Genomic DNA, 16853 nt, shown 5'->3' with positions numbered 1-16853 from the left:
GGCGCGATGGATGCTCGGCGCAACTACTCCGATGGCGTTTGGTGGTCGAAAGACGGCCTGCGGCTGCATTACCGCGACTATCCGGGGCGTGCCGACCGGCCGCCGTTGATCTGCTTTCCCGGCCTGACCCGGAACGCACGCGATTTCGCCGATCTCGCCGTCCGCTTTGCGGGCGAATGGCGGGTGCTGTGCGTCGAGTTCCGCGGGCGGGGCGAGAGCGCCTACGCCAAGGACCCGATGACCTATGTGCCGCTCACCTATCTGCAGGATGTCGAGGCGCTGCTCGCCGAACTGAAGATCGAGAAGTTCGTCGCGGTGGGCACGTCGCTCGGCGGCATCGTGACGATGCTGCTTGCGGCGACGGATGGCGGGAAGCTTGCGGGCGCGGTGCTGAACGACGTGGGGCCGGAGCTGAACCCGGCGGGGCTGACGCGGATCCGCACCTATGTCGGCAAGCAGGTCTGGTATCCCACCTGGATGCATGCGGCGCGCGGCGTTGCCGAGGCGAATGCAGACGTCTATCCCGCCTATGCGATCGAGGACTGGCTGGCGATGGCCAAGCGGCTCCACCGGGTGAACAGCCAGGGGCGCATCGTGCTCGATTACGACATGAAGATCGCCGAGCCGTTCCGCGTGCCGGGCAACGAGGCCGGACCGGACATGTGGCCGACGATCGATGCGCTCAACGGCCGCCCGCTGTTGGTGGTACGCGGCGAGCGATCGGACATCCTGCGCGCGGAAACGGCCGAGAAGATGGCCGCGCGGGTACCGGGCGCAGAGCTGGTGACGGTCCCGGACGTTGGCCACGCCCCGACGCTGGACGAGCCCGACGCGGTGGAGGGCATCAAGCGGCTGCTGGCGAAGATAGGATAATCCTCCTCCGGCGCCGGGGACGATCATTCTCCGATGACGCCGCCGCAAACCCCCGCTACACCCCGGCCCCCATGTCGATCCACATCCTCCATCTTCATTCCACCTTCGCGCTCGGCGGCAAGGAAGCGCGGGCGGTGCAGCTGATGAACGCGTTCGGGGACCGCGCGCGGCACACCATCGTCTCGGCGATGCCCGACCAACTCGGCGCCCGCGAGGCGATCGACCGCGGCATCAAGTACGAGATCGCGCTTGATCCGCCGCCGCTTACCGGCAAGCCTTCGGTCAAGCGGTACGAGCAGATCGCGCGGTTCATGCGGCGGTTCGATTTGGTGCTCACCTATAACTGGGGCGCGATCGACGGGGTGATGGCGGCGCGGGTGTTCGGCAAGGGTCTGCCGCCGATCATCCACCATGAGGACGGGTTCAACGCCGACGAGGCCGAGAAGCTGAGCACGGTCCGCAACATGTATCGCCGTATGGCGCTACCCGCTGCCAACGCACTGGTCGTGCCCTCCGAAAAGCTGGAGCAGGTCGCGACCAAGTTCTGGAAGCAGCCGACCGAACGGCTGGTAAGGATCGCCAATGGCGTGGCCACCGCGCGTTATACCGGGCAGCTCGACCCGTCGCTGCTGCCGATGCTCGAGAAGCGCCGCAAGGGCGAGGTGTTCATCGGCTGTCTCGCCGGGCTGCGGCCGGTCAAGGACCTGCCGATGCTGGTTCGTGCCGTCGCCGGCATGTCGTCCCGGTTCAAGCTGGTAATCCTGGGCGAGGGGCCCGAGCGCCAGGCGATCCTCGACCAGGCGGAGGCGATGGCGGTGGAGGACCAGGTGTTTCTCCCCGGCTTCATCGCCAATCCGCACCGCTATCTGGGCCTGTTTGACCTGTTCGCGCTTTCGTCGAAGAGCGAACAGGCGCCCGTTTCCGTCCTGGAAGCGATGGCGGCCGGGCTTCCGGTGGTATCCCCGGAGGTAGGGGATATTGCGGCAATGGTATCCGAGCCCAATCGGCGGTATCTCTCGTCGGACCGTACCGAAGTGTCGTTGCGGGACCGGCTCGATCTGCTCGCGCAATATCCCGATGAGCGCAAGCGGATAGGCGAGGCGAACCGCCTGCGCGTCGCTGCGTTGTATGACGAGGCCGAGATGGTCGCGGCCTATGCGCGGCTCTATGCCCAGGCGATGGGCCGGCCGGGCGTGCTGGGCTGAGACCGGTTCGGAATGATTTGTTACTCGCTTGTTGCGGCCGTTCCGGCTAGCGTCTCGCGGCAATTTTTGTGGAGGCAATGTGTTCAAGGGTCTTTCGCCCATCCAGTACAACGGCCGCGAAGTCTGGCCGCTGGTCGAGGGCGGGAAGGGCGTCGCAGCGACCAATCATGCGAGCGCGGGGGCCTGGGCGGCCGCCGGCGGCATCGGCACGGTCAGCGCGGTCAACGCCGACAGCTATGACGCGGATGGCAAGATCATCCCGCAGATCTACCGTGCCCTAACGCGCCGCGAGCGCCATGAAGAGCTGATCCAGTACGCGATCGAAGGTGCTGTCCAGCAAGTGAAGAAGGCCTTCGAGATCGCCGGCGGCAAGGGCGCGATCAACATCAACGTGCTCTGGGAAATGGGCGGCGCGCAGCGCGTGCTCCAGGGCGTGCTGGAGCGGACCAAGGGCATGGTGGCGGGCGTCACCTGCGGCGCGGGCATGCCCTACAAGCTTAGCGAGATCGCAGCGCATCACGAAGTGAGCTACCTGCCGATCGTCAGTTCCGGCCGCGCCTTCCGCGCGCTGTGGAAGCGTGCCTATTCGAAGGCGCAGGAATGGCTGGCGGCCGTCGTCTATGAGGATCCCTGGCTGGCCGGCGGGCATAACGGCCTGTCCAACGCCGAAGATCCGCGCGCGCCGCAGGATCCGTATCCGCGCGTCAAGGCGCTACGCGACGTGATGCGCGAAGGCGGCCTGCCGGACAGCGTGCCGATCGTGATGGCCGGCGGCGTCTGGTATCTTCGCGACTGGAACGACTGGATCGATAATCCCGAGCTGGGAGCAATCGCCTTCCAGTTCGGCACCCGCCCGCTGCTCACTAAGGAAAGCCCGATCCCTGAAGGCTGGAAGGCCAAGCTGATGGAGATCGAGGAAGGCGATGTGCTGCTGCACCGCTTCTCGCCGACCGGCTTCTATTCCAGCGCGGTGCGCAACCCGTTCCTGCGCCACTTGGAGGCGCGCAGCGAGCGCCAAATTCCCTACTCCACCGAGGCGGCGGGCGATCATACCTTCCAGCTCGACGTGGGTGTGAAGGGCAAGAACTTCTGGGTGACGCGCAACGACCTGCTGCGCGCGCGCGAATGGTATGGCCTCGGCTTCACCAGCGCGCTCAAGACGCCGGACAACACGCTGGTGTTCGTGACCAGCGAAGACCAGCAGATCATCCGCAAGGACCAGGCCGACTGCATGGGCTGTCTCAGCCAGTGTCAGTTCTCGTCCTGGGCGGACACCGAGACCAACTCGACCGGCCGCTTGGCCGATCCCCGCAGCTTCTGCATCCAGAAGACGCTGCAGGATATCGCCCATGGCGGCGATACCGACCAGAACCTGATGTTCGCCGGCCACGCCGCGTACAACTTCAAGCGTGATCCCTTCTATTCGAACGGGTTCGTGCCGACGGTGAAGCAGCTGGTGGACCGAATCCTGACCGGGGATTGATCGGACGACGTTTTTATAAGCCCCTCCCTTCAAGGGGAGGGGCTTAGATGGATGTTAAAGCCACCCCTCGAACACCTGATCCGGCGGCCTGTGCCCATCGGCCCAGCTGCGGATATTGGCGATGACCTTCATCCCCATCGCCTCGCGCGCCTCGAACGTCGCCGAACCGAGATGCGGCAGCAGCACGACATTCTCCAGTGCCAATAGCCGCGGGTCGACCTTCGGCTCGTCGACATAGACATCGAGTCCGGCGCCCGCGATGCGTCGTTCCTGCAGCGCCGCCACCAGCGCCTCGGGATCGACGATCTCGCCCCGCGCAGTGTTGATCAGCCAGCTGTCCGGTCCCAGCAGCTCGAGCCGACGCGCATCGATCAGCCCGCCGGTGGTCGCGGTGTGCGGTGTATGGATCGACAGGATGTCGACGGCCGCCAGCATCGCATCGAGATCCTCGTGATAGGTGGCGCCTAGCTGGTGCTCGAGCACCTCGTGCACCCGGTGCCGGCCATGATAATGGATCTGCAGACCGAAGGCGCGCGCACGCTGCGCCACCGCCTGGCCGATCCGCCCCATGCCGAGGATGCCGAGCTTGCGTCCGCCGATCCGGTGGCCGCGCATGCTGGTCGGGCTCCAGCCGCGCCAGTCGCCCGAACGAACCAGCTTGTCGCCCTCCACCAGGCGGCGCGGAACGGCGAGGATCAACGCCATCGCCATGTCGGCGGTGTCGTCGGTCAGCACGCCCGGCGTGTTGGTAACGACGATGCCGCGGGCACGCGCCGCCTTCAGGTCGATATGGCCGACACCCGCGCCATAGTTGGCGATCAGCCGCAGGCGGTCCGGTGCTGCGGCGAGCAGTTCGGCGGTAATTCGATCGGTGACGGTAGGGACGAGCACGTCCGCATCGGCCATGGCAGCCGCAAGCGCGGGGGCGCCCATTGGCGCATCGTCAGGATTGGGGACGGACTCGAACAGCTCCGCCATCCGCGCCTCGCTGGCGTTCGGCAGCGCGCGGGTGACGATCACCCGGGGGCGGGACGGTCGCTTGGGATCGGCCATGGTAACGGCTTGGCGGGTGGCGCGGATACAGTCAACGGTTGAAGCGTGGCGCCGGCTGGACGATAGGTGCGGCCATGCAGCAGCGGCGTTTCACGATCATCGTTTCGGCCCTGGCGCTCGTCGCGCTGGCCGCCCCCGCCCATGCGGAGCGCAAACCGCCTTATTATGCGTCGCTCAAGGCCAGCAAGGCCCGGATGCGGACCGGACCGGGGCGCAATTATCCGACAAACTGGTTCTACCAGCGGCGGGGTCTGCCGTTGAAGGTGATTGCCAGCTATGGCGCCTGGGTGAAGGTCCGGGACCCGGACGGAGCAGAGGGCTGGATGCAGGCCAATCTGCTCGACGACAAGCGAACCGCCATCGTGGCGGGCGGCGTGGCCGAATTGCACAGTACGCCGGCCGGCGATTCGCACATCAGCTGGCGCGCCGCCCCGGGGGTCGTCGGCAAGATCAGCGGGTGCAGCGGCGGCTGGTGCTGGTTCGATGTCGGCGGCCGTGCAGGATATGTCGAGCAGGCGCGGATCTGGGGAACCGATCCCGGAGAGACGGTGCGGTGATTCCACGCCCTCCCCTGACGGGGAGGGGCTATGATGTGCTTCAATCCATCAGTTCCACCGCGACGGCGGTCGCTTCGCCGCCGCCGATGCATAGCGAGGCAAGCCCGCGCTTCTGGCCGTTGCGCTCCAGCGCCGACAACAGCGTGGCGAGCACGCGCGCACCGCTCGCGCCGATGGGGTGGCCGAGCGCGCAAGCCCCGCCGTGGATGTTCACCGCCTCGTGGCTGAGGCCCAGTTCCTGCATCGCGATCATCGTGACGCACGCGAACGCCTCGTTCACTTCGAACAGGTCGACGTCGCCGGTCTCCCAACCCGCCTTTTCCAGCGCCTTGCGCATCGCGAACACCGGCGCGGTGGTGAAGCGGGCAGGGGCATGGGCGTGCGCCGCGTGGCTGACGATCCGTGCGATCGGCGTCAGGCCGAGCTTCTCCGCGGCGGAGGCGCGAGCGAGGACAAGCGCGGCTGCACCGTCCGAAATCGACGACGCATTGGCGGCAGTGATCGTGCCGTCCTTGGCGAAGGCGGGCTTCAGTGTCGGGATCTTGGCCGGATCGGCCTTGGTCGGCTGTTCGTCGAGCGAAACGGTGATTACGCCCTTGCGGCCCTGCAACTCGACGGGAACGATCTCGCGATCGAATGCGCCGCCGGTCTGGGCAGCCTTGGCGCGCTCCAGGCTGGCGATCGCGAATGCGTCCTGCGCCTCGCGGGTGAACTGATACTCCTTGGCGGTTTCCTCGGCGAAGCTGCCCATAAGGCGACCGGGCTCATAGGCGTCTTCCAGCCCGTCGAGGAACATGTGGTCCTTGAGCGCGTCGTGCCCGATCCTGGCGCCGCTGCGGTGGCGCATCGAGAGATAGGGCGCGTTCGTCATGCTCTCCATGCCGCCGGCGATCAGCAGCTCGGCCGAGCCCGCAGCAAGCGCCTCGGCGGCCATGATCGTCGCCTGCATGCCCGATCCGCACATCTTGTTGATCGTCGTCGCCTCGATATGCTGGGGCAGCCCGGCCTTGAGCGCCGCCTGGCGGGCGGGGGCCTGGCCGAGCCCGGCGGGAAGCACGCAGCCCATGTAGATCCGCTCGAGCGCGTCGCCCTTGAGGCCGGCGCGCTCGACGGCGGCGCCGACCGCCGTCGCACCCAGGTCGGTGGCAGAGGCATCTGCGAGGCTGCCCTGGAAGCTACCCATCGGCGTGCGGGCATAAGACAGGATCACGATGGGATCGGCGGACATAAAGGCTCCTCTCGAGTGTTTGCCGGCGATCTAGGGTGCGCGGGTGCGGTTTGCAAAAGCCATCGCGCTCCCGCAGGAAGGGGACCGTGCGTGGACCTTGTCGACATCCTCAAATGGGCCGCCGCGATCAGCGGGACGATCGCGGCCTTTCTGGTTTCGCTCGATCTGGGGCGACGGCTAACCGGCTGGGGGTTCGTGCTGTTCGTGGGGTCCAGCATCTGCTGGATCAGCGGCGCGTTGATTACCGGCGACGCCCCGCTGTGGAGCCAGAATCTCGTGCTGTTCGCGATCAATCTGTTCGGCGTGTACCGCTATCTGATCCGCAAGCGGCTGCCGCGTGACGTCGATTGAACTCTGGGGCTGGCCGATCCTGCTCGCCGTGCTCGGCGCAGTGTTCGGCAGTTTCATCGCCACGCTTGCGATTCGCTGGCCCGAGGGGCGCAGTGTGGCGCGGGGGCGGTCTGCCTGTGACTCCTGCGAGGCGCCATTACGCGCCGCAGAGCTCGTGCCGGTGCTCAGCTTCCTGTTTCAGCGTGGCCGTTGCCGACACTGCCATGCGATGATTCCGCCGAGCCATTGGCTGACGGAGCTTGTCGGCCTGGCGATAGGCCTCGTCGCCGGCCTGATTGCGCCGGGGCTGGACGGCGTGGCCGGCGCGGTGTTCGGTTGGCTGCTGCTGGCATTGGCGGCGCTGGACCTTGCCGCATTCTGGTTGCCCAACAGCCTCAATCTGGCTCTGGCGGGTACGGGGTTGCTTGCAGGTACGCTCGGGCTGACGCCCGGACTGATCGAACGGGTGGCGGGCGGCGTCCTCGGGTTTGCGGTGCTGTGGATGGTCGCATGGGGATATCAGCGGCTGCGCGGTCGGCAGGGGCTGGGCGGTGGCGACCCCAAGCTGTTCGGCGCGATCGGGTGCTGGCTGGGATGGCCGGCCCTCGCAATGGTATTGCTGGCCGCAAGCCTGATCGGGCTCGCGGCGGTGCTGGGAATGCGGAGTGCCGGGCGGCAGGTACGCGCAACCGATCGGTTGCCGTTCGGCATCATGCTTGCGGCGGGGGCATGGGCGGTGTGGATCGGCCAGCAGCTCGAGCCGCCACCGTCGCCGCCGCAGGTCCTCGTCGTCACGGGCATGGCAACCCATTGATCGCGCGCGCGCCTAGGGCCAAAAAAAAGGCCGCCCGGAAGGGCGGCCTTTGAAAGTCTTAGGAGAGGATGCCTGAAAGGCCCGATCTTTCTGCACCGCGGGGGCTATTGCTGCAAGTGCGAACTGTTACCGGTATCATTGCAAATTTTGCAACCTGCCAGCGTTGTCACGTTCAAAATGGTTAATCGACACTGAGGAGGGTGGATGACCGCGTTGAAATTGAATGATTTTCTCCCATACCGCATGTCGATCGCCTCCAATGCGGTTTCAGATGCTGTTGCCAGCGCCTACCGGAACCTTTTCGGGTTGCGCATTCCCGAATGGCGACTCGTGGCGGTGCTGGCCGAGGGTGGGGCGATGAGCCAGCAGGCGCTGTGCGGCCGTACCCGGATGGACAAGGTGACGGTGAGTCGTGCCGCAATCGGCTTGGTCGAGCGAGGCCTCGTCGCGCGCGCCGCGAATCCGACTGATCAGCGCTCGCATTTGGTGGCGCTGACACCGGCGGGTTGGCAGCTGTACGAGCAGGTGGCTCCCAAAGCCCTTGAGCTGGAGCGTCGCCTGTTCGAGCGTTTTTCGGAGGAGGAAAAGGCGCTGCTCTCCGCCATGCTGGCGCGGATCGAGGCGGCGGCTACGGCGTTCGACGGGGGTTGATCGGCGTACATCCCCTCGCGTAAGCAGGGCGGGCCCTCCCCAGGCGTGTAGCGAAGAACCGCAAGGAGGACTCCGTAATGACGCATGTGGACCGCGCCGGACTGAAGGTTGCAACGACGCTGGCGCGATTCGTGGAGGAGGCGGTGCTGCCGCCGCTTGCGATGGCGCCGGCGCCGTTCTGGGCGGGCGCCGCAGACGTGTTCGCGCGCTTCGCCCCCGAAAACCGGACGCTGCTGGAGAAGCGGGACGCACTTCAGGCAGCGATCGATACGCAGCTTGCGTCCGGTGCCGAGGCCGACGAGGCGTTTCTGCGCGCCATCGGCTATCTCGTTCCCGAACCCGCGCCCTTCACCATCGGCACGACCGGTGTCGACCCGGAGATTTCAACGCTGGCGGGGCCCCAGCTGGTGGTGCCTGCGCTCAACGCGCGCTTCGTGCTCAACGCGGCCAATGCCCGCTGGGGCAGCCTGTACGATGCACTGTACGGCACCGATGCGATACCGGGTGCGCCGCAGCCCGGCGGCTACGATGCGGCGCGCGGCGCGCAGGTGATCGCATGGGCGCGCGACTTTCTGGCAGGCGTGCTGCCGGGCGCGACGCTGCTCGGCAGCGTGACCCAGGGCGCGCGGCAGACGGACACCTATCGCGCTTCCAATGGTCTGCACGTCGCGCTCGTGCGCGATCCCGGCCATCCCATCGGCCAGAACGATCCCGAGCATGTTGCCGACGTGCTGCTCGAATCGGCGCTGACCGCGATCATCGACCTTGAGGACTCGGTCGCGGCAGTCGATGCCGAAGACAAGCTGCTCGGCTATGCCAATTGGCTGGGGCTGATGCGCGGCGACCTCGCCGAGACGTTCGAGAAGAACGGGGTCAGCCTGACCCGCACGCTGTCGCCGGACCGCGTGGTTGCGGACGGGGTGACGCTGCCCGGCCGCGCGCTGCTGCTGGTGCGCAATGTAGGCCATCTGATGGCGACGCCCGCGGTGCTGCTGCCCGACGGTAGCGAGGCGCCCGAGGGCATTCTGGACGCGATCGTCACCGCGACCATCGGTTTGCACGACGTACGGGGCCTCGGCCGTTTCCGCAACAGCCGGGCAGGCGCGATCTATGTCGTGAAACCCAAGATGCACGGGCCTGAGGAATGCGCCTTCACGGACCGCCTTTACGGCGCGGTTGAGGCAATGCTGGGCCTCGCGCCGAACACGATCAAGATCGGCCTGATGGACGAGGAGCGGCGCACCTCGGCCAATCTAGCCGCCTGTATCCACGCGCTGAAGGACCGCCTGTTCTTCATCAACACGGGCTTCCTCGATCGCACTGGTGACGAGATCCATACCGGTATGCGCGCCGGCGCCATGGTGCCCAAGGGCGAGATGAAGGCCGCGCGCTGGATCACCGCCTATGAAGCGCGCAACGTGCGGATCGGCCTCGATTGCGGGCTGGCGGGGCGCGCGCAGATCGGCAAGGGCATGTGGGCGGCACCCGATCGCATGGCGGACATGCTCATCCAGAAGATTGCCCATCCGAAAAGCGGCGCGACCACCGCCTGGGTGCCCAGCCCGACCGCGGCGACGTTGCATGCAACCCATTATCACCAGGTCGACGTTGCCGCCTGCCAGCGCGCGCTGCCGGACGGGATCCCGCCGCTTGCCGACCTCTTGACGCTGCCGCTCGCCGGTGGGCGCAACTGGCGTGCGGACGAGATCGAGCGGGAACTGGATAACAATGCCCAGGGCATTCTCGGTTATGTCGTGCGGTGGGTGGACCAAGGGGTGGGATGTTCGAAGGTGCCCGACATTCACGATGTCGGCCTGATGGAAGACCGCGCGACGCTGCGCATCTCGTCGCAGCACATCGCCAACTGGCTGTTGCACGGTGTCGCAACGCCCGCGCAGGTGGAGGCGGCGCTGCGGCGCATGGCGGCGAAGGTCGATGCACAGAATGCCGACGATCCGCTATACCGGCCGATGGCGGGGCGGGAGCAGGAAAGCCTCGCCTTTCAGGCGGCGCGCGCGCTGATCTTCGACGGTGTCGATCAGCCCAACGGCTATACAGAACCGCTGCTGCATCGCTATCGGACCCGTGCAAAGGCGCTTGTTGCTTGCGTTTGATCGTACGGATTGCTTGGAGCGACGCATCAGGGGAGCAAAATCGGCAACGGACCGTTACGGAAGCGGGCGGGCCGGAATCGAATGCGGCTCCCGGAGGAGGCGCGTGATTAAAGGGGTTCGGGTTGTTTGGGTCGCCGCACTGGCGGGGGCGAGCTTCGTGCCCGCAATTGCCCATGCCCAGTTGAACGATCCGAAGCCGGGCCAGGGGGCGCCGCAATCGACCCCGCCAGCAGGTTCCTCGGTGTCGGCTCAAGATGCGCAGCAGGCAGCGCCGATCGTGCCCGATAAGACGTTCGAAGATGCGCTTCCCAAGCTGAGCGACGACATCAATGCGCCGCTCGAGCCGCTTGGCGCCTTCGACATGAAGACGGCGCCCGCGCAGCCCGCAGTCCAGGCCAAGTCGCCGGGCATTTCGACGCCTTCACCTGTGGTGCCGACAGCCGCGTCGCCGCAGGAACAGGGTTTTGCGCCGGCCGGTCCGGAAGCGCCCGAATTGACGGCGCCGCTGCCGCCGCTTGCCGATTTTAAGGTAGAGCCGGTCGGCGACACCCCGGACGATAGCGAGAAGGCCCCCGCGATCCGCTACACCACGGAAGTCGACGGGCTCGACACGCTGCGGCTGGATGGGCAGTTCCGGCAGCTGTCCGCACTTCAGCATGGCAAGGGTAAGGCCGCCAACGCCGCCATGGTCTCGGCCCGCGCGCGCGAGGACGAAAAGCTCGCGCTGCGGCTGATGAAGTCGCTAGGCTATTATGACGCGACCGCAGCCTCTTCGATCAGCCAGGATCCGCCGAACTCGGGTGCGGTGAAGGCCATTATCACGGCCTCTCCCGGCAAGCTCTATCGTCTCGGCACCATCCGTATCGAAAGCGACCCGACCGTTCCGCCGGGCTTGCTCGACCGTGAGCTGAACCTGAACCCCGGCGATCCCATCCAGGCCGACCGTGTGCTCGCGGCCGAGGCCAACGTCTCGCTGCGGATGCCGCAGCAGGGCTATCCCTTCATCGAACTCGGCCAACGCGACATCGTGCTCGACGGCGCCACCCACACCGGCGACTATACCTTGCCGGTGACGCTGGGCCCGCGCGCCAGCTTCGGGCAGATCGTCACCACCGGCCGCCGGCAGGTATTCGAGCCCGAGCATATCAACATCTTCCGGCGCTACCGCGAAGGCGCGATCTACGACAGCCGCAAGGTCGACGATCTCCGCCAGGCGCTGATCGCGACCGGTCTGTTCTCGACGGTGTCGGTGGAGCCGCAGCGGACGGGCAAGGCGGGTCCGGACGGGACGGAGCAGGTCGACCTTCTGGTCCGTCAGGTGGCAGGCAAGCCGCGTACGCTCGCCGGTGAACTGGGGTACAGCACCGGGCAGGGCATCAAGCTGCAGGCAAGCTGGGCGCATCGCAACTTGTTCCCGCCGGAAGGCGCGCTGACCGTCAGCGGCATCCTGGGCACCCAGGAACAGGCGCTGACCACGACGTTCCGACGTTCCAATGCCGGCCAGCGGGATCGTACCTTCCTCGTCACTGCCGGGCTCAACCACACCGATTACGACGCGTTTGAAGCGTTCACCTCGACGCTGTCCGTCCGCATCTCGCGCGATTCGACGCCGATCTGGCAGAAGCGCTGGACCTATTATTACGGCGCGGAACTCGTGGGCTCGAACGAGGATCGATACAATTACAACGCCGGCAAGCGCGATCGCGGCACATGGCTGATCGCCGCCATCCCCACCTTCCTCGGCTATGACACTTCCGACGATCTGCTGAACCCGACGCGCGGCTATCGCATTAAGGGCAACCTCAGCGCCGAGACGTCGGTGCGAGGCCAGGCGCGGCCCTATGCCCGGATGATGCTGGAAGTGGATGGCTATTATCCGGTGACCAGCAACATCGTGATCGCCGGTCGCGCGCGGGTCGGCTCGATCAACGGGGTCTCGCGCGACGACCTGCCGCCCTCCCGACGCTATTATGGCGGCGGCGGCGGGTCGGTTCGCGGCTTCGGCTATCAAGAGCTCGGTCCCCGCTCGCCCGACGACAAACCGGTAGGCGGGCGCGCGTTCAACGAGTTCGGCATCGAAGCGCGCTACCGCTTTGGCAATTACGGCATCGTGCCGTTCCTTGATGCGGGCCAGGTCTATGAAGGCGTGACGCCGACGGGTCGCAATCTGCGCTTCGGTGCGGGTATCGGCGGACGTCTCTACACTAATTTCGGACCGCTGCGCATCGATGTGGCGACGCCGATCGCGCGCAAGAAGAACGAATCCAAAATCGCGCTCTACATCTCGATCGGACAGGCATTCTGATGGTGAACGACATGCCTGAGACCGAAACCGTCACCGTGGTGCGATCCGGCCGCCCGCTGTGGCTGAAGATCGTGCAATGGGTGGCGCTGGGGCTAGTGTCGATGGCGGCACTCGCGGGGCTCGCCGTGCTTGGACTGGACACGCAGCCGGGCCGCCGCCTGATCGCGGATCAGCTGGGCAAGCTGAAGCTGGAATCCGGGCTCGGCTTTCGCATCGGTCGGATCGACGGTTCGATCTATGGCGGCATGATCTTGCGAGACGTGCGCGTGAGCGACACCCAAGGCGTGTTCGCCACCGCACAGGAGATCAAGCTCGACTGGCGGCCGCTCGCCTATCTCAAGAACCGCATCGACATTCGCAATCTGGAAAGCCCGGAGATACGGCTCGCGCGCCTGCCAGCGCTCAAGCCATCCGGGGACCCCAACGCCCCCCTGCTTCCCGACCTCAACATCGACATCGCGCGGCTGAACGTCGCGCGGATCGACATCGCGCCGACCGTCGATGGCCAGCGCCATATCGCACGGCTGAGCGGCTCAGCGCACCTCGCGGACGGCCGTGCGCAGATCTTCGCCAATGCCGGGACGATCGCCGCGCGCGGCGTCGCCGGCGGCGATCGGCTGGCGCTAAAGCTGGATGCAGTGCCAGCCGCCAACCGGCTGGACATCGACCTGCGCCTCGAGGCTCCCAAGGGCGGGCTCGTGGCAGGGCTTGCCAAGCTGCAGGCGCCGCTCATGGGCAGCGTTCAGGGTGCCGGCGACTGGAAACACTGGCAGGGCAAGGGGCTCGCGACGCTCGGGGGCCGTACCCTTGCCGACCTAGGCGTGACGGCGGACAACGGCCGCTTCCAGGTTCGCGGCATGACCTATCCGGGCCTGTACATGACCGGCCCGGTGGAGCGGCTGACCGCTCCCGGCTTGCGGCTCGACACCGATTTCCGGTGGGCCGATCGCAAGGCAGACGGCATCGTCAAGATCAAGTCCGATGCGCTGTCGGCACAAGCCCAGGGGCTGGTCGACCTTGGCAACAACCAGTTCCACGGCGTGCATGTCGATGCGCTGCTGCTGAAACCCGGCACCATCGCGCCCAAGCTTGTCGGCAGATCTGTCCGGGCCTCGCTGGCCCTCGAAGGCGCCTTCGCGACGCCGATGGTGGATTACAAGCTGTCCGCCGGCGCGATCGGCTTCGGCGAGACGGTGGTCGAAAAACTATATGCCGAGGGCCGAGCGCGCGTCGATGCGGATCGCATCCTGGTGCCCGTGCGTGCCAGGGCCGCGCGTGTGTCCGGGCTGAACGCGGCTGCTGGCGGCCTCGTCACCAACGTGACGGTGGACGGCGACCTCGCGATCTCCGGCAGCCGTATCCTCTCCGACAATCTTCGGCTGAAATCGGACAAGATCGATGCCACCGCGATCGTTGCCGCCGACATGGCGAAGGGCCGGTACACCGGCGCGCTGAAGGGGCGGATCAACGACTATACCATTGCCGGCGTCGGCGTGGTCGATCTGAACACCGATGCGGAGCTCTACACGGCACCCGGCGGCGGTTGGGGTATCCGGGGCAAGGTGGCAGGTCGCAGCCGCAAGCTGTTCAATGAGGGCGTTCGCAATTTCCTGGGCGGCAACACCGTCGCGTCGGCCCGCCTCAACCTCGACCCCAAGGGCGTGATCGGCATCGCGGACGTGCGCCTTCGCGCGCCGCAATTCCGCGTGTTGCGTGGGCAGGGGACCTATGATCCCGCCGGTCCGATCCGCCTAACCGCCGACGCGGTTTCCGACCAGTACGGGCCGCTGAGCGCGCGGGTCACCGGTACGCTCAACGCGCCGCAATTGCTGCTGCGTGCGGAGAAGCCGGGGCTTGGCGTCGGCCTTGCTAAGGTCGAGGCCAAGGTGATCGGCCGGGGTGATGCCTATGCCGTCACCGCGACCGGCGAGAGCAACTACGGACCGTTCAATGCCGACGTGCTGGTCCGTACCGGCCGGGCGCTGGCGATCCAGGTCAACGCGGCCAAATTCGCGGGTATGGATATTGCGGGCCAGCTTCAGGCGACGCCCTCGGGCCCGTTCGCTGGTCAGCTTACCTTCCGCGGCTCGGGCGTGGACGGCGTCGCGACACTGGGCGCGGAGGGCAAGTTCCAGCGCGCCGATGTCCGCGCGACGGCGGACAATGCCGCCATCCCCGGTGTTTCGGAGCTGACAATCGGTCGCGCGATCGCCACCGCCAGCATCGTGCTCGCCGAGCAGCCGCAATTGGTGGCGGACGTTCAGATCGCGAACCTCAAGCGCGGCGAGTTCCTCCTGCGCACCGCCCGGGCAAAGATCGACTATCGCGGCGGCAACGGGACCGTGCAAGCGGTGGCGAGCGGATCGTCCGGTGTTGCGTTCGACGTGGCACTGAATGGCCGCATGACCCCGGCGCTGTGGACCGCGGCACTGCAGGGGCAGGCCAGCGGTGTGAAGTTCCACACGACGGCGCCCGCACAGATCGCGATCGAGAAGGGCGTCTATCGCCTGCTGCCCACGCAAATCAATTTCGATCAGGGCAGCGTTCGCGTCGCCGGGCGCTATGGCGACGGCACCGTGGTTCAGGCGCGCCTGGACAAGCTGGACCTCGCGATCGTCAATGCCTTCGTGCCCGATCTCGGCATCGGCGGCACGGCGACCGGAAGTGTCGATTTCGCGCAGGTCTCGCCCGAGGCGTTCCCCAGTGCCGATGCGCGGCTCGAGGTCGACGACCTCACGCGCTCTAGTCTGGTTCGCGTATCGACGCCGGTACACATTAGCATGGTGGGCAAGCTGCTGCCCGACGGCGGCGACCTCCGTGCGCTGATCCGCCGGGGCAACACTACGATCGGACGCATTGTCACCACCCTGAGTCCTCTGGGGCCGGGTGCTGGCAGCTGGACCGAGCGCCTGATGGCCGCGCCGCTTTCTGGCGGTATCCGCTACAATGGCCCGGCGGCGCTGCCCTTCGCCTTCGCCGGGCTGCCCAACCAGCAGCTCACCGGCGCGATCGGCATGGCTGCGGACTTTACCGGCCGGGTCGACCGGCCGTTGCTCAACGGCGTGGTGCGTGCGGACAATCTTACCTACGACAATGAAGCCACCGGCACGCGGCTGACCAACCTCAAGATCGACGGTCAGTTCTCCAACGACGCCTTCGTGCTCAACCAGTTGAGTGCGCGCGCGGGCAATGGCAGCGTCACTGCCAGCGGTCGCGTCGGTCTTTCTTCCGCCGAGGGCTTCCCGATGGCCATCACCGTCAAGCTGGACGATGCGCGCCTGGCGCGCAGCGAGGCGCTGGGTGCAACGGCAAGTGGAACGCTGACCGTCACCAAGAACGCCGAAGTCCAGAAGATCGAGGGACAGATCAACATCCCCGAGGCGAACTATCAGATCATCCGCCAGGGTGCCGCGGAAATCCCCGAACTGACCGGGGTGCGCCGCAAGGGGGATGTTGATCCCAACCAGCAGGCCCAGGCGAAGAAACCCGCGCGCGCCTTTGGCAATTTCGATCTCGCCATCCGCGTCCGGGCGGACAATCGCCTGATGGTCAGCGGCATGGGCCTCGAGTCCGAATGGCAGGCGAACATCACGATCGGCGGCACCACGCTGGATCCGCAGATCCGTGGCACGATGGAGGTGGTGCGTGGCACCTACAGCTTCGCCAGCCGCCGGTTCGAACTGACCAAGGGCGTGATCAGCTTCCAAGGAGCCGAACTGACCAATCCGACGATCGACATCTCGGCCAACACCACGGCGGAGGGCGTGACGGCGATCTTGAACATCACCGGCACCGCGCAAAAGCCGTCGATCGCCTTCACCTCGAACCCGGCGCTTCCGCAGGACGAGGTGTTGTCTCGGCTATTCTTCGGCACCAACGTCACCAATCTTTCGGCTACCGAGGCGATCCAGCTGGCCGCGGCACTCAACTCCCTGCGGGCGACCGGGGGCGGGCTCAACCCGCTGGGTCAGTTGAAGTCGGCCACCGGCATCGATCGCCTTCGCGTGCTGGGCGCCGACGACACGACTGGCCGCGGCACCTCGCTGGCCGCGGGTAAGTACATCACCAACAACATCTATATCGAGATCATCACCGATGCGCGCGGCTTCACCGCGACGCAGCTAGAGGTGTCACTGTCCCGCGCCCTGAGCGTGTTGTCGCAGACGAGTTCGTTCGGCGGGTCGGGTGCGACGCTGCGCTACTCGCGGGATTATTGAGGTGGCGCACCGGCAATAGTCGT

General features: G+C 66.5%; 12 protein-coding genes. 10 read left to right on the top strand and 2 right to left on the bottom strand.

What is annotated here, in order from left to right; all coding sequences use genetic code 11:
- Nucleotides 1-6: 6 nt before the first annotated feature.
- From OIM94_RS04625 to OIM94_RS04615, 3 genes are all read left to right on the top strand, one after another.
- On the top strand, nt 7-873 hold the full coding sequence (locus tag OIM94_RS04625) for an alpha/beta fold hydrolase (RefSeq protein ID WP_264608930.1): 867 nt from the start codon (nt 7-9) through the stop codon (nt 871-873).
- A 71-nt stretch (nt 874-944) separates the two neighbouring features.
- Entirely contained in the window at nt 945-2078 is a 1134-nt protein-coding gene (locus OIM94_RS04620) for a glycosyltransferase (RefSeq protein WP_264608929.1), read from the top strand.
- Between the two features lie 79 nt (nt 2079-2157).
- Nucleotides 2158-3561, top strand: coding sequence for an NAD(P)H-dependent flavin oxidoreductase (locus OIM94_RS04615; RefSeq protein WP_264608928.1), 1404 nt, complete (start codon nt 2158-2160; stop codon nt 3559-3561).
- Nucleotides 3562-3615: 54 nt separating this feature from the next.
- Here OIM94_RS04615 and OIM94_RS04610 read toward each other — a convergent pair whose 3' ends face one another.
- Nucleotides 3616-4614, bottom strand: a complete 999-nt coding sequence (locus OIM94_RS04610) for a 2-hydroxyacid dehydrogenase (protein WP_264608927.1) — start codon at nt 4612-4614, stop codon at nt 3616-3618.
- A 74-nt stretch (nt 4615-4688) separates the two neighbouring features.
- Between OIM94_RS04610 and OIM94_RS04605 the strand changes: the two genes are divergently transcribed.
- The gene (locus tag OIM94_RS04605) at nt 4689-5171 is read left to right on the top strand and encodes an SH3 domain-containing protein (protein WP_264608926.1); all 483 of its coding nucleotides are present in this window, start codon (nt 4689-4691) and stop codon (nt 5169-5171) included.
- 40 nt (nt 5172-5211) lie between these two features.
- Here OIM94_RS04605 and OIM94_RS04600 read toward each other — a convergent pair whose 3' ends face one another.
- Nucleotides 5212-6399: an acetyl-CoA C-acyltransferase gene (locus OIM94_RS04600; protein WP_264608925.1), complete on the bottom strand. Its 1188-nt coding sequence runs from the start codon at nt 6397-6399 to the stop codon at nt 5212-5214.
- A gap of 90 nt (nt 6400-6489) precedes the next feature.
- Between OIM94_RS04600 and OIM94_RS04595 the strand changes: the two genes are divergently transcribed.
- The 6 genes from OIM94_RS04595 to OIM94_RS04570 all read left to right on the top strand — a co-directional run bounded on the left by OIM94_RS04595 (nt 6490) and on the right by OIM94_RS04570 (nt 16830).
- Nucleotides 6490-6750 carry a hypothetical protein gene (locus OIM94_RS04595; protein ID WP_264608924.1) on the top strand — a complete coding sequence of 87 codons (261 nt, stop codon included), beginning with the start codon at nt 6490-6492 and terminating at the stop codon, nt 6748-6750.
- Complete coding sequence (locus tag OIM94_RS04590) at nt 6737-7543, top strand: prepilin peptidase (protein ID WP_264608923.1); 807 nt, start codon at nt 6737-6739, stop codon at nt 7541-7543. The genes OIM94_RS04595 and OIM94_RS04590 overlap by 14 nt, the downstream gene beginning before the upstream one ends.
- A gap of 204 nt (nt 7544-7747) precedes the next feature.
- Nucleotides 7748-8194: a MarR family winged helix-turn-helix transcriptional regulator gene (locus OIM94_RS04585; protein ID WP_264608922.1), complete on the top strand. Its 447-nt coding sequence runs from the start codon at nt 7748-7750 to the stop codon at nt 8192-8194.
- Between the two features lie 77 nt (nt 8195-8271).
- Complete coding sequence (locus OIM94_RS04580; RefSeq protein ID WP_264608921.1) at nt 8272-10308, top strand: malate synthase G; 2037 nt, start codon at nt 8272-8274, stop codon at nt 10306-10308.
- Between the two features lie 103 nt (nt 10309-10411).
- Nucleotides 10412-12613 (top strand): BamA/TamA family outer membrane protein, encoded by a 2202-nt coding sequence (locus OIM94_RS04575; RefSeq protein ID WP_264608920.1) that lies wholly within the window; start codon nt 10412-10414, stop codon nt 12611-12613.
- Nucleotides 12613-16830 carry a translocation/assembly module TamB domain-containing protein gene (locus OIM94_RS04570; protein ID WP_264608919.1) on the top strand — a complete coding sequence of 1406 codons (4218 nt, stop codon included), beginning with the start codon at nt 12613-12615 and terminating at the stop codon, nt 16828-16830. Before OIM94_RS04575 ends, OIM94_RS04570 begins: the two co-directional genes overlap by 1 nt.
- The last annotated feature ends 23 nt before the right edge of the window (nt 16831-16853 follow it).

It is taken from the genome of Sphingomonas sp. R1 (genome assembly GCF_025960285.1).
Taxonomy (GTDB): domain Bacteria; phylum Pseudomonadota; class Alphaproteobacteria; order Sphingomonadales; family Sphingomonadaceae; genus Sphingomonas.
The sequence above is the reverse complement of the archived record's forward strand: the minus strand, read 5'-3'. Positions and strand labels throughout refer to the sequence as shown.

Bases quoted from the DNA above. Each gene is read 5' to 3' on its own strand.
- OIM94_RS04625 (WP_264608930.1), top strand. From the start codon at position 7: ATGGATGCTCGGCGCAACTACTCCGATGGCGTTTGGTGGTCGAAAGAC.
- OIM94_RS04620 (WP_264608929.1), top strand. From the start codon at position 945: ATGTCGATCCACATCCTCCATCTTCATTCCACCTTCGCGCTCGGCGGC.
- OIM94_RS04610 (WP_264608927.1), bottom strand. From the start codon at position 4,614: ATGGCCGATCCCAAGCGACCGTCCCGCCCCCGGGTGATCGTCACCCGC.
- OIM94_RS04605 (WP_264608926.1), top strand. From the start codon at position 4,689: ATGCAGCAGCGGCGTTTCACGATCATCGTTTCGGCCCTGGCGCTCGTC.
- OIM94_RS04600 (WP_264608925.1), bottom strand. From the start codon at position 6,399: ATGTCCGCCGATCCCATCGTGATCCTGTCTTATGCCCGCACGCCGATG.
- OIM94_RS04585 (WP_264608922.1), top strand. From the start codon at position 7,748: ATGACCGCGTTGAAATTGAATGATTTTCTCCCATACCGCATGTCGATC.
- OIM94_RS04580 (WP_264608921.1), top strand. From the start codon at position 8,272: ATGACGCATGTGGACCGCGCCGGACTGAAGGTTGCAACGACGCTGGCG.
- OIM94_RS04570 (WP_264608919.1), top strand. From the start codon at position 12,613: ATGGTGAACGACATGCCTGAGACCGAAACCGTCACCGTGGTGCGATCC.